Below are 26,899 nucleotides of genomic sequence, written 5' to 3' on the forward strand. Positions count from 1 at the left end.
AACACAGCCAACTCATAGCTGTTCAAGCTTCTCTTTGACCATCTGATTCACTCCAAACTTAAGAGCTGGCTGAACCACTTGCTGCTGAACAAAAGCATCGTATCTTTTCTGGTACTTTTTCATCTGCTCATCCAGCATGTCGCGGGTGTAGAGTCGACCATCGACAATCACTGCTTCAATGGTATTGAGGGCGGCCAGGTTTTCCCTTGGATTTTCTCGATAAATCACAAAACTGGCCGTAGCCCCAGGCTCAAAGCTAACCGGTTCACCAAGAAACTCTGCGGGTACAGTGGTGGCAGAAGCCAGAGCCTGCTCAGGACCCAGCCCGGACTCTGAAAGCAGTTCAATCTCCCTGATTAAAGAAGCACCGGGAATCACGCCGGGGGCCATTGTGTCAGTCCCGGCATGAATCGGCACACCCGCCTCATAAAGCTCTTTTACCGTAGCCTGCATCTCTTTCAGCACGGTTTCAAAAGCCATGATCTGAGCTTCGTCCATAAACCTTGCCGCTGTTATACCCTCTTCTGCATCCCAGAGTGTGTCCCGGTAATAGTGAGGCAAAAGTTCGTTGGCTTTATCGGCCAGCATGGTTTCCCGATTCTTGCTGGCCAGGACTCTCTCAATCGTCACCAGCGTCGGTGTAACCGCACCACCCTGCTCAACCAGAGCTTTAACAAAAGCTTTTCGACGCTTTTCATCCATATTCAGCCATTGCATACGGCCTTCAATGTAATTATCCGGGTTGTCAGCAGCCGGAGGAAAACCTCGTAAATGCTGAGCATCGTCCAATCTGGCCTCAGCTGCATTCATACCGTGGGGAACATGACCTACCAACTGCATGTCATATTTGTGAGCAGCTATACGCAGAGAGTCCAGAACATCTGGCTTCACATGATCGTATACCTTGATACAGCTATTACCTTGCTCTGACAGTTTTTTAACAACACGATCAGCATCAGAGGGATCATCCACCACTAACGAAGAATCCCAGACAGGATCCGGACCATCAATCATACGACCACAACTCACTATATTCGGTCCTGCCATCTCTCCTTCAGAAATCAAGGTACGAAGTTCCGAGGACTGACCCGGCTTCATATCCCCCATGGTTCGAATAGTGGTAACCCCATGATAAAGATGCAGAAAGGCAAACAACTCGTTCTGATCCGGTAATGGCAAGTGATTCCAATGCGCATGCATGTCAATCAAACCGGGCATGACATACATACCGGAGTATGGATCGTGTTTATCAGTCTCTGCAGACGTTACACGGGAAATAGTCTGGCCTTTGACCTCCAGGCTTACAGGGGCAGATTGCGGTTCACCGGGGATAACCAGCTCGACATTGCTGAGCTTTAACCCTGGCTCAGGCGAGGGCAATGCAGCCGGTAACTGAATCTGAATGGCTACTACAGCAGCCAGAGCAAGTAACAACACCATAATGATCGGCAAGATTCTATTTATGATTTTTAATCCCTCCAGCATATTCGCAGCCCCTGTAATCGAATATTGGTAGTTTTATCATTTGACACCACACAGACATTTAACACGCATACATTAAATGGTTACAATTCGTCCACACCTCAAACGCACCAGGGAATACAGCCGTGCAAAAAAAACGACAGCTAATGGCTTTTATGATTTCGGCAGGATTAGCCGCTTCTGTTTCTGCTGATGAAGGGCGCTGGTATATCAATCCGGCGATTGGCCTGCAGAATTTTGATTCTGAACGCAATCTGGATGATGCCACCACCCTGACTATTGGTGGTGAATATCGCTTCAATGACCGCTGGGCCACTGAGCTGAGATATCTGGACAGCAACGCTGATAGCAAAATCGGCGATACAGACGTCAACCAGTATTACCTGGACGGCCTCTACTACTTCAAACCCATGACAGCGAAGTGGCAACCTTTTGCCGTTCTGGGTGTGGGGCATGCAGAGTTTGAAGGTAAACTGAACGACTCTCAGGAAACTCAGGCTAATGCAGGCATTGGCGTACGTTATGCGCTCGATGAAAACTGGTCTCTGCGTGGTGATGTCCGTGGTCTTTATGGGATGGACGACAACACCTGGGACAGCCTGGTAAACATTGGCATCAGTTATGCCTTCGGCGGTAGTTCAGCTCCGGCTGCTGCTCCTGTCGAAGCAGATACCGATCAGGACGGTGTACCTGACAGCCGTGACAACTGTCCGAATACACCAGCAGGAGCCCCAGTTGATGCTAATGGTTGCGCACTGGATTCCGATGAAGACGGAGTACCGGATTACCGCGATCAGTGCCCTGATACACCTAAAGGCCGTAAAGTGGACGACAATGGTTGCAAGCTGGCGCTGATAAAAGATATCAGTATGAATCTCAGTGTTAACTTTGCGACCAACTCTGCTGAAGTGTCTGGAAAAATCGACAATATCGATGAAGTCGTGAAATTCCTGAAAACCTACCCGGAAGTTCCTGTTGAAATTGCCGGTCACACCGACGACACAGGTTCCGCTGAATACAACAAGAACTTGTCTCAACGTCGTGCAGACTCTGTTCGCAATATTCTCGTAAACGACTACGGCATTGCAGAAGACCGCATCACAGCCATGGGTTACGGTGAAGAACAGCCTACAGCCAGCAACGAAACAGCTGAAGGCCGCGCTGCCAATCGCAGGGTCGAAGCCACTCTGAAGCACAAAATCAAAGAGTAACTTCTTTCCCGGGGCTCTCTGTGAGCCCCTTTCAAACCGATCTTCCTCCTATTCTCCACCCCAAACTGCACAGACCTCAGCCTGTCTAACCTTTGTTTTATTTGTATCCTTATAAAAATATTAAATGAGAACGATTTGCATTTAGATTTAGATTAATAGTAATATCCCGCCACCAGACTGACAGACCACCCTTACCGGAACGGGGGCAACCGCACGGTTTCACAGGTGTTACTGCTCAGAGTCCTTAGGAAAATTGTCATGAAGGCATGGAATGTATCCGTCCAACAAACCACTCCATGACAAAAGAAAAACAGGCTGACTTCATGTTCACGAAAAACCAGCTGGCTATCGCCATCATAGCCGCCACCCCTGCATTGGCATTAGCTGCAAACAATCAGGAAGCACCTTCTGAGACTCCCGTCACAAAGCTAAATAAAATTACGGTGACAGCTGCTCGTACGGCTAAGGAAGTCAACGAAATTGCCGGCAGTGTCAGCGTTATCGACACCGATGAAATGGAAAAAAACATCGCACGCAGTATCAGAGATATGGTGCGCTATGAGCCAGGTGTCGAAGTAAGCACAGATGGCAGAACGGGCATGAAGGACTTTAACATTCGCGGCATGGACGGCAACCGCGTGAAAATTCTGGTCGATGGCGTGGATCAGGCCAGAAGTTATCAGCCTGGTGGCAACTACATTCGCTCTGAAAGAAGCTTTATTGATGTTGATGCGCTGAAAGCGGTGGAAATTGTTAAGGGCCCGGCGTCTTCCCTGCACGGCAGTGATGCCATCGGTGGCTTGGTAGCTTTTCGCACCAAAGACCCGGCCGACTACCTGAACAAGGAAGGCAATGACAGCTACGCCTCTATCAAAGGGGGTTATGCCAGTGCCAACAAAGCTCTGACTGAAACCCTGACTCTGGCCAATCGCTCGGGTGATCTGGAAACCATGCTGCTCTATACCCGCAGTGACTATCAGGAAACTGAAACCTACGAAGGTGCTGATGTATACGGCAGTGGCCGTGGTAAGGCCGACCCTCTGGATGCCGGTCTCAACAACCTGCTAGCCAAGGCTCAATATCAACTGAATGAAGCCAACAGAGTCGGTATCACCGGTGAGTTTTATCAACTGAAAACAGAAACCGACCTGAGATCTTCAACACCCGATAACGTTAAAGGGGATGACGAATCCACTCGTGGCCGGATAGGTGTCTTCCATGAATGGGAAGCCAACCTGGCCGCCTTTGACAGCATGCGCTGGCAGTTTGACTGGCAGGAAAGTGAAAGTCACATGCTGACTAGAATGCCGACCTATAACAGTGGCAGAACCACTTACCCCAACAGACTTCAGGACTACACCTACACCGAAGAGCTGTTTCAGTTGTCGGGTCAGTTTAACAAAGCCCTTAATCTGGCCGGCCTGGACCATCAACTGATTTATGGCTTTAACATCGGTAGAAATGAAGTTACCAACAAAAACGTCAGCAACAACCTGGATGACGGCTCCTCCTTCCAGAAGAACTACATTCCTCTTGTTACAGCGGAAAAATATGCTCTTTTCCTGCAGGATGAAATCACAATTACTGATCGCCTGACCGTAACACCCAGCATTCGTTATGACCAATACGAGTACAAACCTGAAGCAACCGCAGGCTTTACTGGAGAGAGCAAAAACTCTGACGCAGGCAAAGCTACAGGAAGAATAGGTGCAACCTACCAGCTGACCGATACTTTGAGCACTTTTACTCAATTCAGCCAGGGTTTCAAAGCACCTGATTTGAACGATATGTACCACTCAGAAGACAGTGGTCGAGGCTACCTGATCAAGGCAAACCCGGATCTGAAACCGGAAGAAAGTGACTCCATAGAAGTCGGCTTAAGAGGCAGTGGTCGCCTGGGTAGCTTTGAGGTGGCCGCCTACTTCAACAAATACAAAAATTTCATCGAATCCGTGACATCTCAGGATCCCAAATATCCCTTTGGCGTCATCCAGTACCAGAATATTGATGAAGCCGAGATCAAGGGTATTGAGCTGAGCAGCCAAGTCTGGCTGGATGAACTTGCAGGAGCGCCAGCAGGTACAACCTTTAGAACCTCTCTGGCCTATTCCGAAGGTGAGGACACTAAAGCCAATCAGCCTCTGAACAGCATTACCCCACTGAAAGCCGTCTTTGGACTGGCTTATGATGACCCATCTGAAATATGGGGTTCCGAAGTAATCTGGACTCTGGTTGCCGCCAAGGACAGCGATGACATTGCTGACAATGAAGACAATTCAAAGTTTGCAACAGACGGCTATGGTCTTGTGGATGTTACCGCCTATTACAAACCGGTGAAATCCCTGAGTCTCAGAGCCGGTATCTTCAACCTGACTGACAAGAAGTACCGAGTCTGGAATGAAGTACGCAACGCCAGCAGTGATGTGAATATGGATCGCTACAGCGAGCCCGGCCGCAACTTCTCTATCAGTGCCAAATACGAGTTTTAAGCACCCTCATAGAGCCATGAGCTAAATCTTTTTTAGCTCATGGTGCCTTCCCGCCACACGCCACTCTCTTAGTTGTTATCTGCTTTTGGGTATAAACCAACAATTAATCTAAATGATAACGATTTGTATTTGACTTAATTATTACATAATATCCCGTCCCGATGACCACCAGTGCCCGGGGACAATGATGTAAAGCACTGGCAAGGACATGTGGTCCAGATTCATGGAGACAATGTCCCAGGCAACTAATAACACCAATAAAACGCACGCAGGATAACAATGACGTTTACCAGAAGCAGACTGGCCATTGCGGTAATGGCGGTATCCTCAGGGTTCGTATACGCAGAGAACCAACCTCAAACCGACGCAACTCTTCTCAACCAGGTCACTGTGACTGCTGCCCGGTCTGAAAAAGACATTAACGATATTGCTCAAACCATTGAAGTAGTTGACCAGTATCAAATTCAGCAGGAACAACCTGAGTCCGTTGTCGAAGCGGTAAAATCTCTGCCAAACGTTACTGCCAGCGGTGGTCCTCGTGCTAATTCCCAGAGTATTAATATTCGTGGTCTGAGCGGCACACGAGTGCTGCAGATTGTTGATGGTGCACGCCAGAATTTCAGTAACGGCCACCGCGGTACCTACTTCATGGACCCTGAAATGCTCAAATCCATTGAAGTGGTCAAAGGACCCGCCAGTACCCTTTGGGGTTCAGGAGCTATCGGTGGTGTTGTAGTTCAGAACACCAAAACAGCAGAAGACCTGCTGGAACCGGGTGAAACCTTCGGCGGCAATGTTTCCGTGGGCTATCACAGCAACAATCACAACGCCCTGACCAGTGGCTCTGTTTACGGCATCACAGATAATTTTGACTGGCTGCTCAACGGTTACTACAACGACAGCAATAACTACAAAACCGGTAACAGTGATGAAGGCAAGGGGGATGCCATTGAGCATTCAGGCACCCGTGACCAGGGCGCCATGGCCAAACTGGGATGGCAGCTGAATGACGACAGTCGTCTTGAGTTCAAGAGTCAGTACTCCGAAACGGATGCCAGCGTGCCCAGCAATCCTGCTACAGGAGTTGGCAGCAGCTCCCCCCTGATCACTCAGGAATCCACAACCACTAACCTGACTGCTGCTTATCTGTTCAATCCAGAAAACGCTCTGATCAACAGCAAGTTTCAACTCTTCTATAACGATACTCAGTTTGATGAGTATCGTGTTGAGAAGAACCAAAGGGATGATACTGAATACAAGACCCTCGGTGCTGCACTGATCAACACGTCTGAGCTGAATAGCCTGGATCTGACCTACGGTCTGGATGTTTATAGAAACACCATAGAAACCAAGCGGGATGACACCGGTAATGTGGGTAACCGACCCGAAGGTCTGGACGGTGAGTCTACGACTCTGGGCGCTTATGTGCAGGCTGATATCCCATTGGCTAATACCTGGACTCTGCAAACCGGACTGCGTTATGACCGTTTTGAGTCTGAGGATAATCGATCTGACTCTGCCGTTACCGATAAAAAACAGAGTGACAGTGCTGCATCACCTTCAGTAGCCCTTATCTGGGAAACCACTGACTGGCTGACCCTGACTGCCAGCTATAACGAAGCTTTCCGCGCGCCCGGTATGGAAGAGATGTTTTCCACAGGCACACACTTCCATGTGGCTACTCCTCGCTTCAGTTTCAGCAATGTCTTTGTGCCCAACCCGGACCTGAAACCCGAAGAAGCAAAAAACAAGGAAATTTCAGCCCGGATGAATTTTTCCAACTTGCTGGGTAATGATGAGTTAGCTGTGACGGCCAATATCTTCCAGAACGATATTGATAACTTCATCAACCAGACCGTCGGTATGACAACTACAACCTGGAACAATGTTGATGAAGCTCGTCTGAAAGGTTTTGAGCTTGTTGGCAACTACCGTTATGAGAACGTAGAGCTGGGACTCTCCTACGGCCAGACCCGCGGTAAAGACAAGAAGTCTGGAGACTATCTGGAGAACGTTCCTGCCGATAAAGTGGTCGCCGAGATTGCCTATCTGGCATTTCAGGGGGATATCAAAGTAGGTTCCCGCTATACCCACGTGAAAGCTCAGGACAAAGTCAGTGACAGCTATTCAGGTCCGGAACTCTCGGGCAGCTATGACCTGATTGATCTGTACCTGAGCTATGAGCCTGCCACTGGATCATTAAAAGGTATCAAGACAGATCTGACCGTGAACAACCTGACCAATGAGTACTATCGAGTTGCTTGGGAACAACTCTATGAGCCAGGTCGCAACATTAAGCTCAATGTTCGCTACACCTTCTAAGAGGACTTGTCTGAAACACTCTCAAAACCCGTTCGGGCTGAGCCTGTCCAAGACCAATACTCCCCCTTCGACAAGTTCAGGGTGAACGGCATTTGTGTGTAATCGGGAAGTTGTTCGAGACAAATCCTAAGTCTAAGCCGGAACATCCGGCTTAGGTTTTCCTTCAAAGTGAAAGTCTGTCCATAGACCTCTTACACGACACTTACTTCTTATTTGTCATAAATCAAATAATACAAATGATAATGATTTGCATTAGTAATTTCTTTTTCGTACTATCGATCCGGTTAACATAAGCGCTTCGGGGAATTGATTAGGCGCTTCTGGTAACTGAACTAAATCAAATCAGATCTATTAAGCTGTACACATAGGCTCACAATGACGTTTACCAGAAGTAGACTGGCAATTGCTGTAATGGCGGTGTCTTCCGGTTTTGCATATGCAGAAAGCGCACCACAAACCGACGCAACCCTTCTCAATCAGGTGACAGTCACTGCCACCCGCTCTGAAAAAGACATCAATGACGTTGCCCAGACCATTGAGGTGGTTGACCAGTATCAGATCCAGCGGGATCAACCTGAGTCTGTAGCTCAAGCCGTTAAGTCTCTTCCTAACGTTTCCGTCAGTGGTGGTCCTCGCTCTAACTCTCAGAGCATCAATATTCGTGGTCTGGAAGGCACCCGAGTGCTTCAGATTACTGATGGTGCCCGTCAGAACTTTGCCAACGGTCACCGTGGCACTTACTTCACCGATCCTGAATTGTTGAAATCCATTGAAGTCGTCAAAGGCCCATCCAGTAATCTCTGGGGCTCAGGTGCCATTGGTGGTGTAGTGGTACAAAACACCAAAACAGCAGAAGAAATGCTGGAACCGGGTAAAACCCTGGGTGGCTATGTTTCTCAAGGCTTCCACAGCAACAACAATAAGTCCCTGACCAATGGTTCCATCTATGGGGTTACCGACAACTTTGACTGGTTGCTGAACGGCTATTACAACGATGCAGGTAACTATGAAACTGGCACCAGCGGCAAAGGCAACGGTGACGAAGTAGAGAACTCTGGCTCTCGTGAACAAGGTGGTATGGCAAAACTCGGCTGGCAGCTGAATGACGACAGTCGTCTTGAGTTCAAGGCCCAGCACGCTCAAACCAATGCCAAGGTTCCCAGCAACCCGGCTGAACAGGTTGATACTGACGTACCCCTGATTATTCAGGAGTCTACTAACACCAACCTTTCCGCTGCGTATCTGTTTAATCCTGACAGCAATCTGATCGACAGTAAGTTTCAGCTGTTCTACAACGATACCGAATTCGACGAGTATCGCATTGAAGACAAGCAAACAGATAATACCCACTACAAGACACTGGGTGCAGCCTTTACCAACGTTTCAAAGCTGACCCATCTTGATTTGACCTATGGTCTGGATGCGTACAGAAACACCATCGAAACCCAGCGCGATGACACAGGTAACGAAGGCAACCGCCCAGAAGCCCTGGATGGTGAATCCACAACCATGGGTGCATTTGTTCAGGCAGACGTACCTTTAGCCGAAGCCTGGACTCTGCAGACAGGTGTTCGCTACGACCACTTTGAAGCCAACGACAACCGTTCTGACTCTGAGATTGAGAAAAAGAATCAGAAAGACAGCGCTGTATCTCCTTCTGTTGCCCTGATCTGGGATACCACAGACTGGCTGACCCTGACTGCAGGCTACAATGAAGCCTTCCGCGCTCCGAACATGGAAGAGATGTTCACTACAGGAACACACTTTGCTGTAGGGCCTTTCATCAATTCATTTGTTCCCAATCCCGACCTGAAGCCGGAAGAAGCCAAAAACAAGGAAATTTCAGCTCGCATGAATTTCTCTGACATTTTTGGCGATGACGAACTGACGGTTACAGCTAACGTCTTCCAGAATGATGTGGATAACTTCATTAACCAGATTGTTTATGACCCGCACCCAATCAGCGGTATACCTACAAAAACAACCTGGAAAAACGTCGACGAAGCCCGCCTGAAAGGTTTTGAAATTGCCGGTAACTATCGTTATCAAGACGTACAGTTCGGCCTGTCTTACGGCCAGACCCGTGGCGAAGACAAAAAGACCGGCGAATATCTGGACAACATTCCAGCCGACAAAGTGGTGGCTGATGTTTCCTACATGATGCTGCAGGGTGACCTGAAAATTGGCTCCCGCTACACCCACGTCCGTGCTCAGGAAAAGATCCGTACTGACTATGACTACGGTAATGTTGATGCCTACGGCAGCTACGACCTGGTTGACCTTTACGTAAGCTACGAACCAGCCACTGGCGCATTGAAAGGCATCAAGACCGATCTGACCTTAAACAACCTGACAGATGAATATTACGTCTCAGCTTGGGAACAACTCCACGAGCCAGGTCGCAACGTGAAGCTTAATGTTCGCTATATGTTCTAAGCAGCTTTGAGCCAATAAATAGTACGAATCTTCAGTGCCGGGTATCTGCCCGGCACTGTTCTTTCCCACATATCCCTCAATTTAATAAATCTGTCAGATATCTTAATTTCAGTCTTCCTTAAAGTTTACCATTGCCTGATAATCCGCCCACCGATTAAGAAGTACAAAGTCGTTTACCATGTTAATTGTTCTGGCACTCTATCTGGCCATGCTGTCAGTGGTGGCTTATGGCGCAATAAAAGGTGCCAGTAAAGAAGAGTTTTTCAGTGGCGGGAGAAAGACAGGCTCCTGGGTTCTACTGCTTACGTTATTCGCTACCAACATGACATCCATCAGTCTGATTGGTGTGCCAGATCAGGCCTTTGATTCAGGGTTCATGGTGTTTATCTCCATGGGACTGTCGACTGCATTAATTGTCCCTTTCCTGTTCAGCACCATGGGGCGCAAGGTCTGCGAGCAATCCAAAAAACATGGATTCCTGACCCAGGGAGACCTGGTTCATTTGAAAACAGGCTCCAAATCCAGTGGGGCCATGGTTTCCTCCATCTCCATCCTGTTTTTAATTCCTTACATCATTATTGGCTTGAAAGGCGGGGGCGACGTTCTTTCCCTGATCTTTTCCTCCTATCAGCTGGCCATACCCGAATACCTGAGTACCGGGATTATTGCATTGATGGTGTTCGGTTACGTTTTTTTTGGCGGCATGACGGCGACTTCTCGAATTAACTCTATCCAGGCCGTCATATTTATGACAGGTGCCGCTTATATTGCGATCTACCTGTTTTCAAAATGGGGTGGGTTCTCTAACGGTCTGCAACTCCTGAAAACACAAAAAACAGACTTCTTCAGCTTATCCTATTATCTGGATAACCCCGGCAATACACTCTCTCTCATTCTTCTGGCCCTTTCTGTGGGAGCTTTTCCGCATATTTTCAGTCACTGGTGCGCCGCGAAAAGCCCTGACCGATTCAAGAGAAGCATACGGCTGTACCCTGCCTGTATCATTATTTTGTGGTTGAGCAGCACTTTTATTGGAATGCTTTCCAATCTGGAATTTGCTCAAAAGCCCGATGATCCTGTAATTATTGCTTTGATTGGCAGCCTGAATAATGAATTTGTGGCTGGAGCTATTGCTGTCAGCGTTCTTGCAGCCATCATGTCATCACTGGACTCGCAGTTACTGAGCGCCAGTGTCATCTTCCAGACCAGCCGTAAAAACGTCGACAAAATGCCTTTGGCTATCATGATTTTGCTTTGCTATGCCCTGGCTATTTGCACGGATGGCGGTATTTTCCAGTTGGGGAGCTGGTCTCTAACGGGGTTTGCAGCCATGACGCCATTACTGATGGTTTGTATACGTCAATCGTCCGTTAATAAGATTCTGTTCAATGTCAGTCTTGCCATCATTGTCATTCTCTGGCTGGCTTTCTTTATGCATGCTCTGGCTAACGGCTTTGTGGGTTACTCTATCCTGGACACAGGCATTGGTCCCGTTGTGCCACTGGTAGCGATCTCCACACTATGCAGTCTTCTACTGATGCTGAACAGCCAGAAAAAAGACTTCGCAAAAAGCCATCCAAACCCGGTAAAGCGCTAATGCAGCCAAGCACTAAGGGTCATAAAGACTCCGTTCATCCTGAGTTTGTCGAAGAATGCTGGCAATGCACTTCCGCAGGCTCAATGCGAACGGTATGGAATTAACGCTTAGCTGCACCAGGCGTATGGATACAGTCCCAGGGGGGAAGGCTTCAAGTAAAAAGGCAGAGCGCTTATTCAAACGGTGAAAACCCAGCCAGCCTGGATACAAGCCACACTGATAGCAATGTTCAGCCTGACAGTCATCTATAACACTTCGGATTTTGGCTATCCAGAGTGATGAAGCCCTGATACCCCAGCCCTCAGCATGTGATGAATAATAGCGTTAGTTAATAGAGTAAGAAGTTCCCGACTGAGACTTATCAAGGCATGTAAGCTTTGCTTTCAGACCCGCCTGAAGTCCTTTCGAGAACAACAATAGTGAAAAGTGAATGAGCTTAAACTCACATTTCACCTATGAAATTTCAATTTTATCAGTGGGTTGGCTTTTTTGTCCGACGTCAAATAAATGCGAATTATTATCATTTAGTTTATTGAATACGTCTTAAAGTTGCAGTACTCTTCACCAGCTAATGAACAAGTACTTTTTATAGAAAACATTATTCAGAATGAACTTTATATTATGGGCAATACACAATGTTTTCTTCGGCTATAGGCATTGATATGTCTCGAACGCTGCTCTTCACATTGATCATCTCCGTTGCCGCCCACGTCGCAGTGGCGATGTTCAATGCACAAGAAGAAAGTCAGCAGCAAAAGCTGGCAATGGGCAGTATCAAGGCGCCTATCAGTATGTCCTTCTCCTCGGTTCAGCAGGCTGCTCCTCAACCGGAACCAGAACCTGTCAAGGAAACCCCCAAGCCAGTGGAGAAGAAACCAGAGCCGGTCAAAAAGCCAGAGCCCAAGAAAGACGTCGTTAAAATCGCTGAGCCAGAGCCCAAGCCAGAAGTCAAAAAAGAGCCTGAGCCAAAGCCTGAAAAAATCGTTCAAAAAGAACCCGAGCCCGAACAACCTAAAAAAGAGATCGAACCTCAGCAAGAACCACCAGCAGAGAACCAGGTCGCTCAAACAGCAACGCAAGAAACAGAAGTCGAAGGTGTCAGTAATGAGCCTGTTTTTGTTTCTCAGCCAGCCATTCGAAAGTCTGCTCCACCAAGATACCCACGTATCGCCCAACGCAGAAATCAGCAAGGGGTCGTGATGCTTGAAGTAGTTGTAGACACCGAAGGTCATGCCATAAACATAAAAGTACTGGAATCCTCAGGCTTCGCGATTCTGGACAAATCAGCCATTGCTTCCGTAGAAGACTGGGAGTTTGAACCCCAGAAGAGAAACAACCAACTGGTAGCCTCCCGGGTCCATATTCCCGTGGCATTCCAACTGAATTAAGGGCTTCTGGCGATCAAACTGCCATGAGCAATAGAAGATTTTCAAGATTATTAGCAGGTATTAATTGATGTTACTGGAACAGATATCTTCCTTGGGACTCATGGGCTGGCCCCTGGCCATCATCTCCTGCATCAGTCTGGCCCTGATCCTGGAAAGACTGATCACTTTTGCACTGCTGCCCAGCCTCAATAAAAAAAGCATGCAGAACCTGCTCAATGAAGTCCGTGGCTGCTCTAACTGCAACAACAGCCAGAACAAGCTTTGCAAAAACCTCGTTGCGGGTAAAGGTGTTCGCAAAGGTGTCGCCATTCTGCTGAGCCACAATGATTGTGAAAAAGAAATGCGAGAGGAAGTGGCTGGCCTCTGGTTACTGAAACAGAAAAACTCCCTTCAAGCCTGGCTCAAGCCTCTAATGCTGATCGGTATCCTGGCTCCAATGCTGGGTCTGCTGGGAACAGTTCTGGGTCTGATTGGCATGTTCCAGGGTATTTCCGAAGTTCAGGGTCCAGTCACTCCAGACGTTCTCGCCGGTGGCCTCTGGGAAGCCATGTTCACCACAGCTTTCGGTCTGATGGTGGCTATTCCCTCCCTGGCTGCTGCCCATGGCTTCGGTATCTGGGCTAATCATTACGTCTCCAAGCTGGAGTTTGCCCTGAATCATGCAAACCTCTTGCTGGAAGGCTTGAAAATGAACGACGATGGCATTGCTATCACTCAGGAGACTGGAATCTGTCCTGAGGCAGTGCCAGCATGATCCGTATTTCCAACAGCGACGAAACCAATGCTTCTTTCACGGCAGCGGACCTGACCCCCCTGCTGGATGTTGTTTTCATTGTCATGGTTTTCCTACTGTTCACAGCCAATGTGCAAACCTTGAGCCTACCGGTCAACCTGCCTGAAGCAAGCCGTGAAGAAGCGGCTCTGACCCAGGAACCGAAAACCATGACGGTCAGCATTTTAGCTGACGGACAACCCTGGGCACTGGAAGATAAAAAATACGACAACTTTGAAGTGTTCAGCAAAGACCTGCTTGCGCAAGTCAAGGAAGCACCTGATACCACTGTTCTGGTTGCAGGTGATCAGGAAGCCCCTCTGGGCAATCTGGTTGAGCTGATGATGTTTTTAAGTGAGCACGAAATCACTGCCGCACAAGTCCTTATGGAGGAGAAGACCCCATGAACAAAGCTCTTGGAAAAAAACTTCTTGCCCCTCTGGCTGCAGCCTTGCTGCCGCTCTCTCTCTCCTTCTCTACGATGGCAACTGTGATCAATGCTCCTCAGGAAGCCAGCGCTTCTGAAGAAAAACGCATTATTTCTGCCGGAAACGGCATTACCGAGATCATTTATGCACTGGGTGCGGGCGATCAGGTCATTGCAGTGGATCTGACCAGTAACTACCCTGCACAGGTTAACAAACTGCCTAAGCTCGGTTATCACAAACAGCTTTCTGCAGAAGGCATTCTGGCCCTTAAGCCGGATATGCTGATTGGAACAGACGACATGGGACCAAAATCAACCATTACCCAGCTGGAAATGGCGGGTCTTGAAGTTGAGTCCTATAACACCGACAACTCTGCCGAGAATATCCATGAGCGCATAAGCTCCATGGCGACTCTGCTGGGTAAAGAGCAGGAAGGCAAAGAACTTTGGCAGTCCATCGACAACGATCTGAAAGCCGCTGAAAAGCTGGCCGAAGGCAAGGACAAACCTAAAGTGCTGTTTTTGCTGGCCATGGAAGGTAGAACGCCATCCGTGTCTGGTTCTGGTACAGAAGCCAACGCCCTGATCAAGCTGGCCGGTGGTTACAACCCTGCTGAAGAACAGTTCAACAGCTACAAGCCCCTGTCTAATGAGTCCCTGTTGGTTATGGCTCCGGATATCATTATTTATTCTGACCGTGGTCGTGGTCTGACCCAGGAACAGTTGCTGGACAGCCAGCCGGTTCTGAAGCAGACTCCAGCAGGCAAGAATGGTCGCATCATGATGGTCGATGGTCGCCTGCTATTGGGTGGACTCGGTCCCAGAACCGGTGAGACAGCTCTGGGCCTGGCCAAGGCCTTTTATCCGGAATCCTGATCACCGCCACTGAGAACAACAATGAACCGTAGTCGAAAATCGGCGCTGTTACTGATTGTGCTGGCAGTGGCCCTGCCAGCAGTAATTGTGCTGTCCATTGGTACTGGACCTGTTTCAATTTCACCTCTGGATATTGTTTCTATCTTTCTTGATCGACTGGGCATTACTGCCAGTGCTGTGTCCGATCAAACCCGTTTGATTGTGGAGTCTATCCGCCTGCCAAGAACACTCATGGGTGTCATGATTGGTAGCTCTCTGGCTGTTGCTGGTGCCTCAATGCAGGGACTTTTCCGCAACCCTCTGGCTGACCCCAGCATTATTGGCGTTTCCAGTGGTGCAGCCCTGGGTGCGGGTATCGCCATTGTTCTGGGTGGCGTTTTGTTTTCAGGTGTATCCAACACACTGATGCTGGATTACAGCGTCTCATTGCTGGCTTTCGCTGGCGGTGTGTTAACGACATGGATCGTTTATAAAATGGGCACCACCAACAATGGCACTTCAGTAGCCACCATGCTGCTGGCTGGTGTAGCCATTTCTGCTCTTGCCGGAGCGGGTATGGGCATTCTCAATTATGTTGCTGATGATGCGACCTTGAGAAACCTGACATTCTGGCAAATGGGTAGTATTGGTGGAGCCAACTGGAATTCAGTATTGCTGTGTTTCACCCTGCTGGGTCCAGTGATCTTCATGCTTTGTCGCTACGGACAGGTTCTCAATGCGATGCTGCTGGGTGAGTCTGAAGCTCGCCATCTGGGTATTGATGTACAGAGAACCAAGCTGAAGCTTATTCTTGTCACTGCTATGGCTGTCGGTGTGTCCGTATCCGTTGCCGGTATTATCGGTTTTGTCGGACTGGTCGTTCCTCACCTGATTCGTCTGATGGTCGGACCTGATCACAGAACCCTGTTACCGGCTTCTGCCATGCTGGGTGGTATTTTACTGCTGGCAGCCGACATGATTGCCAGAACCGCTGTAGCTCCAGCTGAATTGCCTATCGGTATCGTGACCGCCCTGATGGGGGCTCCATTCTTTATGTCTCTGCTCTGGCAGCAACGCAAGAGGATTGCTTGATGAGTAGTCTCAATGTTCAGAATGCCACAGTGCAGATCGGTGAAAAAATACTGCTGGATGATGTCAGTATTTCAGTAGCTCCCGGTGAAGTAGTCACGGTTCTGGGTCCCAACGGCGCAGGTAAAAGTACCCTGATGAAAGTGATCAGTGGTGAGCTCAAGCCCACGTCGGGCAAAGTCATAATGAACAACAAAAGTGACTGGGACCTGCAACAGCAGGCTCTGATGCTCGGTGTGTTACCGCAATCCTCATCACTTAGTTTTCCATTCACCACAGAAGAAGTGGTCATACTTGGACGTATTCCCTGCTCATCCGACAGAACTGAAAACCTGGCCGTTGTTGAAGCCGCATTGAGTGAAGTGGATGGCCTGCACCTAAAGGATCATCAGTACACCACTCTGTCAGGTGGTGAACGACAGAGGGTACATATGGCGCGAGTTCTGGCGCAGATCTGGGATGAACCCGAATTTGGCAAGCGTTACCTGCTGCTGGATGAACCGACTTCTGCACTTGATCCTGCGCATCAACAGCTGACCCTGAAAATGGCTCGCAAACAAGCTGAAAAAGGTGTTGGGGTACTGGTTATTCTTCACGACCTGAACCTTTCAGCTCGCTACTCTGACCGGCTGGTGATTCTTAAAGAAGGTGGGATTGCTGCCCAGGGAACACCTTATGAAGTGCTGACAGCAGAAACCATAAAATCAGTATTCAATGTAGATGTAACGATCTCAGAGCATCCTGCTCATGCTTGTCCTCTAGTCATCAATAATTGATCCTTTCTAATTTTATTTAACTTTTTTCATCCCCTCTAAGTCAGGGGATGAAAAATTGTCTTATGATAAACGGCTCACTATAGAAACTTCTTGGCAGATTCACTGACCTATCTGGGGATTCCCCCCAACACAGGAGATTGCCAGCTAATGAGCCAAGCCACGCGCAGAGCTTCTACTGAATCTAAAACGCTCTTTGGAGAAGTTAAGAGCCTGATTCAGGCATCCAAACAACGTGCTGCGGTGTCAGTAAATGCTGAGTTAACCCTACTCTACTGGCAGGTGGGACGACGTATTAATACTGAAGTATTAAAAGGAGAACGTGCGGAGTATGGTAAGCAAGTCATAGCAGGGCTTTCCAAAGAGTTAACTGCATTTTTTGGCAGAGGGTAGTCAAAGCGAAACTTGTTTCAAATGGTCCGATTTTCCGAGCTGTTTCCAGACCAGAAAATTGTGCAGACACTGTCTGCACAATTGAGCTGGAGCCACTTTAGCACCCTCACATCTATAGAAGATGAATTGAAGCGTAGTTTCTACACCACCATGGCACTTCAGGAGCGATGGTCTGTCCGCACCCTCAGTGACCGTATTGACAAGCTACTTTTTGAAAGGACTGCCATATCCAAAAAGCCTGAGGCGACCATTATTAAAGAACTCGAGATTTTACGCTCAGAAGGCCATTTCAATGAAGATATGGTTTTGAAAGACCCTTATGTGCTTGATTTTCTGGAACTAAGCGATACTTATCTTGAACGAGACATGGAGGACGCAATTCTCCGTGATATACAACAATTTCTTCTTGAGCTGGGAGCTGGCTTTACCTTTGTTGGCCGCCAACACCGAATTCAAATCGGTCCAGATGACTTTTATATTGATCTTTTATTCTACAACCGCAAGTTAAAGAGACTTGTAGCTCTTGAATTAAAAGCAGGAAATTTTAAAGCCGAATACAAAGGACAGATGGAGCTGTATTTACGCTGGCTTGCAAAATACGAACAGGAGCCTGATGAAAATCCACCTCTGGGTATTATTTTATGTTCCGGTAAAAACGAGCAGGAGGTTGAACTTCTGGAGCTGAATAAAAGTGGCATCCATATAGCGGACTACCTCACACATCTACCCCCTAAAGAAGTACTGGAAGCTCGCTTCCGACAGGCCATTCATAACGCCCGAAAGCAAATTGAAAACAAGCCCTTGCCGTGAGCCCAGCAATATTACTGAAGCACACGACAAGGCTTGATAAGCCAACAATAATCAGCGAACCATGTGCAAGAAGTGCATATGCTTCTCGTACTGATCAATAATGTCGCCGATCACTTGCTCTTTCGACCAGCCCATCACGTCATAATCCTGACCACCTTCCCTCAAGAAGACTTCTGCCCGGTAATACTTACTGTCCTCTTCGTCATCAATGACAAAGCTTGGCTGGGTGTACGAGCGAGGAATGACCTTGTAGATAAAGTCCTGCTCCTCACCATGAAATGCGGTCAGCGATGCAACGAACTTGGTTCTGTCAAAAGCTATTTCGGTGTCCACACCCTGCTCTTCCAACTCTCTGGATAAAGCTTTCAAAGCTGGCAAGACAACACTTCTCATAAATACACGGACACTTTTACGCTCCGGGAAATGAGTGATGTTCTGAAGACGATCCTGCCATGGAATAGAAGTGTGTCCGCCACTGGGGGCTAAAGTGGTTTGAGTCAGACTTTCTTTCTTAGCAGCATCCAGAGCCAGAGCTTTCAACAATCCATAACCAGAAACAAGTAGCACTATTGAGAATGGCAGAGCGGTCGCAATGGTCGCCGTCTGCAAAGCTTTGAGCCCTCCAGCCAGCATCAACACCAGAGCCACCAGACCAATCAGGGAAGACCAGAAGACACGCTGCCAAACAGGTGTTTTGCCGCTGCCCGTTGAAGCCAGCATATCAATGACCATGGCGCTGGAATCGGAAGATGTGACAAAGAAGACCACCACCATGATGATGGCTATACCTGACAGAAAGTCTGTAGCCGGGAAGTATTCCAGGAATTTAAACAGTGCCAGTGAAACATCTTCCTGAACAATGTCAGCCAATGCTGTTGCACCATGATTCATAATCAGGTCGATAGAAGTGTTGCCAAACACCGTCATCCATATAAAAGTCAGACCCGCTGGTACAAACAGCACACCACAGATAAACTCTCTAATCGTTCTGCCACGGGAAATACGGGCAATAAACATACCGACGAAAGGCGACCAGGACAGCCACCAGGCCCAATAGAAGAGCGTCCATCCACCCAGCCAGTCGGTGGGCTGATAGGCATAGAGATTGAAGGTTTTATCAACAATGTCAGACAGATAACCGCCAATGTTTTGCACCAGCAATTGCAGCAGCAAAATGGTAGGGCCAAGCACAATGACCAGAACCATTAAGAGCAGTGCCAGCAGCAAATTGATCTCGGATAAACGACGAATACCCTTATCCAGTCCGGACGCTACGGACAGTGTCGCAAGCGCTGTAATGACAACGATCAGAACAACCTGAACATTAGTACTGACTTCAATATCGAACAGATAGTTCAGACCGGAATTAACCTGTAAAACGCCATAACCCAGTGCTGTTGCTACACCGAAAGTGGTTCCGAGAATCGCAAAGATATCAATGACATGACCAATGACACCATGAATACGATCACCCACCACAGGGTATAAGGCAGAGCGTAAAGTCAGAGGCAGATTATGGCGGTAGCCGAAAAAGGCCAGAAWCAGAGCCACGATGGCATAGATAGCCCAGGCATGAAACCCCCAGTGGAAGAAGGKGATCCGCATAGCTTCTCTGGCTGACTCCACAGAAGCCGGATCCCCAACTGGAGGTGAAAGGAAATGCATAACCGGTTCGGCTACACCAAAGAACATCAGACCAATGCCCATGCCTGCAGAAAACAGCATGGCAAACCAGGAACCAAAGCTGAAATCAGGTTCTGAGTGATCCGGCCCCAGCTTGATATCGCCATAGCGTGAAAGACCCATAACAACAACGCCAATCAGAATCACAGCAACTGAAGCCACATAAAACCAGCTCGCATTGGTCATGATGGCACTTTGCAGGGCCATGGAATAAATCTCAGCCTGTTCAGGAAACAGTGCTGTGGCGGCGACCACCAGTAAAATGATGCTGGCAGCACCGATAAACACGGGGAGATTAAGGCTGTGTTTCGCCTCTTTCGTATCTGGCATAGGAATGGGGAAGGCTCCGGGAGTCAATGTACAGCATTTGACGGAAGGTGCTCGTACAGCCTGTTGAGCTATACAAAAAATGAACAATTTCAGACAACTTTAGCGCGAAAATATTATATGTCTAATGTTTAGTGGTCAAACCATGTTTGTTTTTCTGATCAATTTATGGCAAACAAGCACACCAAATACCCAAACACTCAAGAGAATGCTATGTCCGATTCCTGTTATTGGAACGATGTCCTTGTTTCACTGCGACAAATCATCCGGGCAACAGACCTGCACTCAAAAAGGATGATCAAAGTATGCGGGCTGACCATCCCCCAGGTTATGGTGCTCAGAGCCATTGAAACTCTGGGTGATGTTACGGTCAAAAGAATCTCTCAGGACGTTTCCCTGAGTCAGGCCACGGTCACCACCATCCTTAACCGTCTGGAGGATCGCAAATACATTGAGAGGGTCAGAAGTACTAAAGATAAACGCATAGTAAATGCTCGTCTTACGGCCGACGGGCGCCATGTTCTGGCAACAACACCACCTCTGCTCCATGAAAAATTTATTGAGCGTTTTGAGTCACTGGAAGAGTGGGAAAAAACTCAACTACTCTCTGCCCTGCAACGGGTAGCGACGATGATGGATGCAGAAAGCATTGATGCTGCGCCAGTACTGGATGTGGGTACACTAACTTCCTGACCAGATAGATAGTTTGAACTCTTATTATTAGAGCTGTAATCTATAAGCGCCAAATATCATATGAAAAAATGCCATGAGCAAAAGGCGCGATTTTTCATGATTCATTCGATGAAAAGATGTGTCTAGGTAATATGCCGCTTCCCAACTCTTTATGAGGAAGAGTTTCCCGGGAATCTTCCGCGGCATTTCATCCTGCATGATATGAGCGAATATAGATGTTTCGCTGCCTGTGCGGTGAGCATCATCAAACAGCCATGAGAATGTTTGCTAAGCCCGAATAGCAGCACTTTCATAATAAAAATAAAATTTCAGGTGCGACTTAATGCAAAAATCCGTTAAGACTCTGGGTGCAGCAGTGATACTTTCTTTATCCAGCACTGCTGCTTTCGCCTCTTCCTGTGGAAAAGTCTCCATTGCTGATATGAACTGGAGCTCAGCCTCTCTGATGGCCCATGTCGATCAGTTTATCCTGACTCATGGCTTCGGCTGTGATGCTGAACTGGTTCCAGGCGACACCATGCCCACCAGCACCTCCATGGTGGAAAAAGGTGAGCCTGATATTGCCCCGGAACTCTGGAGCAATGGCGTAAAGGAAGTTCTGGATAGAGGTATTGCAGAAAAGCGTCTGAGCCTGGCCGGAGCCTCCCTGTCTGATGGTGGAGAAGAAGGATTCTGGGTACCTAAATACCTCGTGGATAAAGATCCCTCTCTCGCGACGATTGAAGGCATTGTTAAAAACGCAAAGCTGTTTAAACACCCTGAAGATTCTGATCTGAGTGCCTTCTATGGCTGCCCGGCTGGCTGGAACTGCCAGATCACAGCCAGTAATCTGTTCCGCGCCATGAAGCTGGAAGACGAAGGCTTTGAACTGATCGATCCAGGCTCAGGTGCTGGTCTCTCAGGCTCTCTGGCAAAAGCTTACGAACGTGAAGAAGCATGGTTTGGTTACTACTGGGCACCTACAGCCATTCTCGGAAAATACGACATGGTCAAAGTAGACTTTGGCAGTGGTGTTAATAAAGAAGAATACATGAGCTGCACCAGCCAGAGTGAATGCGAGTCTCCAAAAGTCACCATGTACCCACCCTCAGCAGTTCACTCTGTGACCACTACATCCTTCGCCAGTAAAGCACCAGAAGCGTATCAGTACATTGAGAAGCGAGCCTTTACCAATGCGGATATGAACCGTCTGCTGGCCTGGATGGAAGACAACCAGGCCGATGGTGAAATAGCCATGGAACACTTCCTGAAGACTTACCCACAGGTTTGGGAGTCCTGGGTTTCACAAGCTGAAGCCAAAAAAGTCAAAAAGGCTCTGGCCGAGCTGTAAGAACGAGCCAAACTGAATGGGGGCTGCAGAGAAGCTCCTATTCAGTCAGCTGGTTTGAACTATTGGAATCAGAAATGTAACCTAGTCGCGCCAAAACAAGCTGTAGGCATGTGCCGAAGAGTGTCGTCTTTCGACAGGTTCAAAATACCGAGTTTGACGCTAATACCCATAGCGGACACAACTGCACATCATCCGAAGCAGCCGTTACAACGACTTCCAACGATAGATCATCCAGGTACCACTACCATGCAGAAAGCCATCAGGACTCTGGGAGCAGCGATCCTACTTTCAGTTTCCAGCACTGCTGTCTTTGCCAACACCTGCGGCAAACTTTCCATTGCTGATATGAACTGGGACTCAGCAACCCTGCTCGCTCATGTAGACCAGTTCATTCTGAATAATGGCTACGGCTGTGACGCCGAACTCGTACCTGGTGATTCCATGCCCACCAGCACGTCCATGATTGAAAAAGGTGAGCCTGATATTGCCCCGGAACTCTGGACCATTTTTATCAGAGAGGCATTGGATAAAGGCGTTGAGGAAAAGCGCCTGCGCATTGCCGGAGCATCTCTGTCCGACGGCGGTGAGGAAGGCTTCTGGGTACCCAAATACATGGTCGACAAAGATCCTTCTCTGGCTACCATTCAGGGGGTTATCAAAAATGCATCTCTGTTCAAACACCCTGAAGACCCTAAACTTTCAGGTTTCTACGGCTGCCCCGCAGGCTGGACCTGCCAGATTACCGTAAGCAACCTGTTCAGAGCCCTGAAACTCGAAGATAAAGGCTTTGAAATGATCGATCCGGGCTCCGGCGCTGCCCTGGGTGCATCTCTGGCCAGAGCTTATGAGCGCAAGGAACCCTGGTTTGGTTATTACTGGGCACCCACACCGGCGCTGGGCAAGTACGAGATGGTCAAGGTTGATTTTGGCAGTGGCGTCAACAATGACGAATACAAGAACTGCACAACCCAGGTGGATTGCGAGAACCCTAAAGTAACCATGTACCCACCTTTACCTGTACATACTGTCACTACAGAGTCGTTCGCCAGCAAGGCACCTGAGGCTTACCAATATATACAACAAAGGTCTTTCACTAATGCCCAGATGAATAAACTGCTGGCCTGGATGGAAGACAATCAAGCGGACGGAGAGATGGCGATGGAACACTTTCTGAAAGATTATCCACAGGTCTGGCAGGCCTGGGTTTCAGAAGCAACCGCCACCAAAGTCAACAAAGCTCTGTCGCGCTTATAAGAAAGACCCAAGGAAAATAATGTATGGCTGAAAAATCCTGGTTGACTGAGTTTCCAGAAATGGATCGCAGTGACCTTATCTCGATCAGAAAAACGCTGGACGGTGCCTACCGGGAATTTTCGCGCACTTATGGCGATTCAATAGAGGCATTTTTTGATCCTCTGTTGAGTTTTCTATCAGGCTTTGAACAGTTGCTGCTGAACTCTCCCTGGTGGCTGGTACTGGGCGTGATTACCGGACTGGTCTGGTTAGCCAGCCGGTCCTGGAAACTCTCCGGCGCCATTGCCATTGCCCTGCTTGCCATTGGTTATTTTGGCATGTGGGAAGACACCATGCGGACACTGAGCATGATCACGGTCTGCACCTTTATGGCCATATTGCTGGGCATACCTATCGGGATTCTGATGGCCCGCTCTGATCGGGTTCAGAAGATTGTGACTCCCATACTGGACGTCATGCAGACCATGCCCGCTTTTGTCTATCTGATCCCTGTTGTCATGCTGCTGGGTATTGGCAAGATTCCAGGCCTGATTGCTGTCATCATTTATGCCATCCCACCAGTCATTCGTTTGACCAACCTCGGCATACGACTGGTGGACAAAGAAGTATTGGAAGCCTCAACAGCGTACGGCGCCAGCCCTCTACAAAGACTTGTGGGTGTCCAGTTACCTCTGGCCATGCCCAACATTATGGCCGGGATTAACCAGACCATCATGATGGCTCTGGCCATGGTGGTGATCGCCTCCATGATTGGTGTTAAAGGTCTGGGACAACCGGTCCTGAAGTCCATTACCAACCAGTACTTTACCCTTGGCCTGTTAAACGGTCTTGCCATTGTTGCCCTGGCAATAATGTTTGACCGGGTATCCCAGGCATGGGCAAAACGCAGCCAGCAACACCTGGAGAGTCCCCATGTCTGAGTTAATCTCTGTCCGTAATCTCTACAAGGTGTTTGGCAAAAATCCGGCCAAGGCCATGACCCAGGTGCGATCGGGGGTCAACAAGCAGGAACTGCTGACCGACCATAACCACAGCCTGGGTCTGAAGGACATTAACCTGACCATCGATCGTGGTGAGATTTTTGTCATCATGGGCCTTTCCGGCTCTGGTAAATCCACACTGATTCGACACTTTAACCGTCTCATTGATCCTACCGAGGGAGAGATCATTGTGGATGGTATTGATGTTATGAAACTGCGACCCAAAGAACTGGAACAGTTTCGTCGTAAAAAGATGGCCATGGTCTTTCAGCGTTTTGGTTTATTGCCCCATCGGTCTGTCATTGAAAACATCAGTTACGGCCTGAAGATCCAAGGCGTCAAAAAAGCAGAGCGTCTGGAAAAAGCCCACCAGTGGCTGGAGACTGTTGGGCTCAATGGTTACGAAGAGCAATACCCTTCACAGTTGTCTGGAGGTCAGCAGCAGCGTGTAGGCCTGGCTCGTGCACTGTGTACTGATGCTGAAATCCTGTTAATGGATGAAGCCTTCTCGGCATTGGATCCACTGATCCGGAGTGAGATGCAGGATCAACTCATCGAGCTTCAGGCCTCACTCAAGAAAACCATTGTTTTCATTACCCATGACCTGGATGAAGCCCTGCGACTGGGCGATCGCATCGCCATCCTGAAAGACGGCGAACTGGTACAACTGGGTAAACCGGAAGAGATTCTGCTGAACCCTGCCACGGATTACGTCGAGGCCTTCGTCAAAGATGTGAACCGTGCCCGAGCCCTGACTGTTGAAACGGTTATGCAGGCACCTGTAAACCGGATTACTGCCAGCACCATTGGTGAAGCTCTGGAGCAGATGAAGAAAATCCCTGAAAGGTATGGCTACTATGTCAGTGACGAGGGTTATCAGGGTGTAGTGCTTCAAGACACTTTGGAAAAAGCCGTTCAAACCAATGCCGAAGCTTCTCTCAAAGAGGGCATGGTTGAGGAGTTGGAAGCCGTATCCCCTGATGCGATTCTGGAAAGTGTTATCCCGGACACTCTGGAGACTGATTACCCGCTGCCTGTCGTCGATGAAGAAGGCGAATTGCAAGGTGAACTCTCTCGCTCCAACCTGATCGAAGTATTGGGCGAAACTTCCAGACAGGCTGCCTGATAGTACTCCTGCCTGAATCACCTATTGGTAGCCATCATGGCTACCAATAGCCTTTCCAAACCTTTTCATACACTGTCGTTTTTTAGTACCCTCACCCGCCTAAATAAAAAAGAAGTTACAGGGACAAGTATGTTTATAAAGAAGCTTATCAGGCTTAGTGCTCTGATATTGGCCACATTTTCCTTAAGTGGTTGCTACCTTATTGGTGAGAAAGTTGAAGTGCCTCCAGCCCATGTTGGCAAAATTTTGACCAAAGACGGTTATAAACCTGATACGGTAAACCCATCCAAATTTCGACTCGATGCCTGCATTGCCTACTGTGACAGAATGGTACTGCTGGAAGTATCTGATCAGGGCCTGGCTGAGCGGTTCAAACTGTTTATGCCAAAAGATCAGTTGAATATGGAGTTTGAAGTTCGCATGACGATCTCTGTCGATAACCGAATGATCGACAAAATTTACGACCGAATTCCACCCAACAATAACAAGATTCCCTTCAACAAAATCTATCTGACATACGCTCAGCCCATCATCCGGGATGTTGTTCGTCAGATCGTAGCTGAGTATCAGATCAACGAAGTGGCATCCAGTCGAGAGAGAATCAGTCAGGAGCTCTTTAATGGTGTTTCGAAAGCACTGGAAGGCACACCGTTAATGGTCAAGCGATTCGGATTGGCTGACGTTCAGTTCCCGGAAGTCATCACCCGGGCAAAAGAAGCTGCGGCTGAGAGAAGAGAACAAATCTCCAGAGAACAGGCCCAGTTTGAAATACAGAAAATCCAGTTGGAAAGACAGCTGGAAGAAGCCAAGATGCTAAGAGCCATCGAAAAAGAAAAAGCGGAAGCCACCAAAGAGGTCAACGAAATTCTAGCCAAGTCAGTAGACGACAAATACCTTGCTTATCGAGCGCTGGAAGTACTCGACCAGATGGCCAGCTCTGATAACAAAGTATTTATTCCTGTTGAAGCCTTGGGTACGGTAGGTCTCCAGCAAGCGATATTTGAAAAAGAAGTCAGAAAATCAGGTAAGTGATCATCTCATAAAAACCTGAGTATTGGGGGCTAGCCCTGATGCTTTTTCGAGACAGTGGCAGGTATAAAAAATACCTGCCACCTTTTTCATGCCTCACCGTCAATCCCACCTATTATTCTGAATCCAATCTTATATTTATTTTGGCTCTTAATGGATTCTGGGGAGCTGGTTGAGGACGAGTTATTTGACTATGAATAGAAGACGTTTTCTTGTACAAAAGTGTCATGAAACTTTATGACCTCCTCGACAACGCCAAGTGCTTTGAACAGATACGCCAGATTCGCTGGCCTGACGGGGTGAAATGCCCACACTGTGCCAGCTCAGACATAACCCGCCAAGGCAAGGACGATTCACAGCCTGACAGACAGAGATATTCTTGTAAAGAATGTCAGCGTACTTTTGATGACCTGACACTTTCTGGTTTTTCAGG

At 48.3% G+C, this 26,899-nt stretch carries 21 protein-coding genes and 1 pseudogene; 20 read left to right on the forward strand and 2 right to left on the reverse strand.

Annotated features, from left to right (window positions below; genetic code table 11):
• Positions 1–12: 12 nt before the first annotated feature.
• The gene (locus tag WG89_RS11020) at positions 13–1,485 is read right to left on the reverse strand and encodes an amidohydrolase family protein (RefSeq protein WP_062265626.1); all 1,473 of its coding nucleotides are present in this window, start codon (positions 1,483–1,485) and stop codon (positions 13–15) included.
• Positions 1,486–1,607: 122 nt separating this feature from the next.
• On the opposite strand from WG89_RS11020, the gene WG89_RS11025 reads away from it, so the two are divergent.
• The 13 genes and pseudogenes from WG89_RS11025 (at position 1,608) to WG89_RS32785 (ending at position 18,044) form a co-directional block, all read left to right on the forward strand.
• Complete coding sequence (locus WG89_RS11025) at positions 1,608–2,693, forward strand: OmpA family protein (RefSeq protein WP_153301535.1); 1,086 nt, start codon at positions 1,608–1,610, stop codon at positions 2,691–2,693.
• Positions 2,694–3,016: 323 nt separating this feature from the next.
• The gene (locus WG89_RS11030; RefSeq protein WP_172806787.1) at positions 3,017–5,182 is read left to right on the forward strand and encodes a TonB-dependent hemoglobin/transferrin/lactoferrin family receptor; all 2,166 of its coding nucleotides are present in this window, start codon (positions 3,017–3,019) and stop codon (positions 5,180–5,182) included.
• A gap of 279 nt (positions 5,183–5,461) precedes the next feature.
• Complete coding sequence (locus WG89_RS11035; protein WP_062265635.1) at positions 5,462–7,504, forward strand: TonB-dependent hemoglobin/transferrin/lactoferrin family receptor; 2,043 nt, start codon at positions 5,462–5,464, stop codon at positions 7,502–7,504.
• A 375-nt stretch (positions 7,505–7,879) separates the two neighbouring features.
• On the forward strand, positions 7,880–9,940 hold the full coding sequence (locus WG89_RS11040; protein ID WP_079253793.1) for a TonB-dependent hemoglobin/transferrin/lactoferrin family receptor: 2,061 nt from the start codon (positions 7,880–7,882) through the stop codon (positions 9,938–9,940).
• 178 nt (positions 9,941–10,118) lie between these two features.
• Positions 10,119–11,537, forward strand: a complete 1,419-nt coding sequence (locus WG89_RS11045; protein ID WP_062265641.1) for a sodium:solute symporter family protein — start codon at positions 10,119–10,121, stop codon at positions 11,535–11,537.
• A 662-nt stretch (positions 11,538–12,199) separates the two neighbouring features.
• On the forward strand, positions 12,200–12,925 hold the full coding sequence (locus WG89_RS11050) for an energy transducer TonB (RefSeq protein ID WP_153301536.1): 726 nt from the start codon (positions 12,200–12,202) through the stop codon (positions 12,923–12,925).
• Between the two features lie 67 nt (positions 12,926–12,992).
• Complete coding sequence (locus WG89_RS11055; RefSeq protein WP_062265647.1) at positions 12,993–13,679, forward strand: MotA/TolQ/ExbB proton channel family protein; 687 nt, start codon at positions 12,993–12,995, stop codon at positions 13,677–13,679.
• Entirely contained in the window at positions 13,676–14,104 is a 429-nt protein-coding gene (locus WG89_RS11060) for an ExbD/TolR family protein (protein ID WP_062265651.1), read from the forward strand. Before WG89_RS11055 ends, WG89_RS11060 begins: the two co-directional genes overlap by 4 nt.
• Entirely contained in the window at positions 14,101–15,000 is a 900-nt protein-coding gene (locus tag WG89_RS11065) for a heme/hemin ABC transporter substrate-binding protein (RefSeq protein ID WP_062265654.1), read from the forward strand. Before WG89_RS11060 ends, WG89_RS11065 begins: the two co-directional genes overlap by 4 nt.
• 21 nt (positions 15,001–15,021) lie before the next feature.
• Complete coding sequence (locus tag WG89_RS11070) at positions 15,022–16,071, forward strand: FecCD family ABC transporter permease (RefSeq protein WP_062265657.1); 1,050 nt, start codon at positions 15,022–15,024, stop codon at positions 16,069–16,071.
• Entirely contained in the window at positions 16,071–16,844 is a 774-nt protein-coding gene (locus WG89_RS11075) for a heme ABC transporter ATP-binding protein (protein WP_062265659.1), read from the forward strand. The genes WG89_RS11070 and WG89_RS11075 overlap by 1 nt, the downstream gene beginning before the upstream one ends.
• Before the next feature lie 147 nt (positions 16,845–16,991).
• Positions 16,992–17,441 (forward strand): annotated as a pseudogene (locus tag WG89_RS32780) (DUF1016 N-terminal domain-containing protein); the annotation flags it as partial.
• A 93-nt stretch (positions 17,442–17,534) separates the two neighbouring features.
• Entirely contained in the window at positions 17,535–18,044 is a 510-nt protein-coding gene (locus WG89_RS32785) for a PDDEXK nuclease domain-containing protein (protein WP_342669259.1), read from the forward strand.
• A 51-nt stretch (positions 18,045–18,095) separates the two neighbouring features.
• Here WG89_RS32785 and WG89_RS11085 read toward each other — a convergent pair whose 3' ends face one another.
• Positions 18,096–20,057, reverse strand: a complete 1,962-nt coding sequence (locus tag WG89_RS11085; RefSeq protein WP_062265662.1) for a BCCT family transporter — start codon at positions 20,055–20,057, stop codon at positions 18,096–18,098.
• 210 nt (positions 20,058–20,267) lie between these two features.
• On the opposite strand from WG89_RS11085, the gene WG89_RS11090 reads away from it, so the two are divergent.
• The 7 genes from WG89_RS11090 to WG89_RS29340 all read left to right on the forward strand — a co-directional run.
• Entirely contained in the window at positions 20,268–20,747 is a 480-nt protein-coding gene (locus tag WG89_RS11090) for a MarR family winged helix-turn-helix transcriptional regulator (protein ID WP_062265665.1), read from the forward strand.
• A gap of 322 nt (positions 20,748–21,069) precedes the next feature.
• Positions 21,070–22,077, forward strand: a complete 1,008-nt coding sequence (locus tag WG89_RS11095) for an ABC transporter substrate-binding protein (RefSeq protein ID WP_062265668.1) — start codon at positions 21,070–21,072, stop codon at positions 22,075–22,077.
• A gap of 246 nt (positions 22,078–22,323) precedes the next feature.
• A complete protein-coding gene (locus WG89_RS11100) occupies positions 22,324–23,331 on the forward strand; it encodes an ABC transporter substrate-binding protein (RefSeq protein ID WP_062265671.1) in 1,008 nt (335 codons plus the stop codon).
• Positions 23,332–23,354: 23 nt separating this feature from the next.
• Positions 23,355–24,251: an ABC transporter permease gene (locus WG89_RS11105; protein WP_062265674.1), complete on the forward strand. Its 897-nt coding sequence runs from the start codon at positions 23,355–23,357 to the stop codon at positions 24,249–24,251.
• Positions 24,244–25,437, forward strand: a complete 1,194-nt coding sequence (locus tag WG89_RS11110) for a quaternary amine ABC transporter ATP-binding protein (protein ID WP_062265677.1) — start codon at positions 24,244–24,246, stop codon at positions 25,435–25,437. Before WG89_RS11105 ends, WG89_RS11110 begins: the two co-directional genes overlap by 8 nt.
• A gap of 129 nt (positions 25,438–25,566) precedes the next feature.
• A complete protein-coding gene (locus WG89_RS11115; protein WP_062265680.1) occupies positions 25,567–26,469 on the forward strand; it encodes an SPFH domain-containing protein in 903 nt (300 codons plus the stop codon).
• A 224-nt stretch (positions 26,470–26,693) separates the two neighbouring features.
• On the forward strand, positions 26,694–26,899 hold a 206-nt coding region (locus WG89_RS29340; protein ID WP_172806788.1), incomplete at its 3' end, for a transposase.

This window comes from Endozoicomonas arenosclerae, from assembly GCF_001562015.1.
In the GTDB taxonomy this organism is placed as follows: Bacteria; Pseudomonadota; Gammaproteobacteria; order Pseudomonadales; family Endozoicomonadaceae; genus Endozoicomonas_A; species Endozoicomonas_A arenosclerae.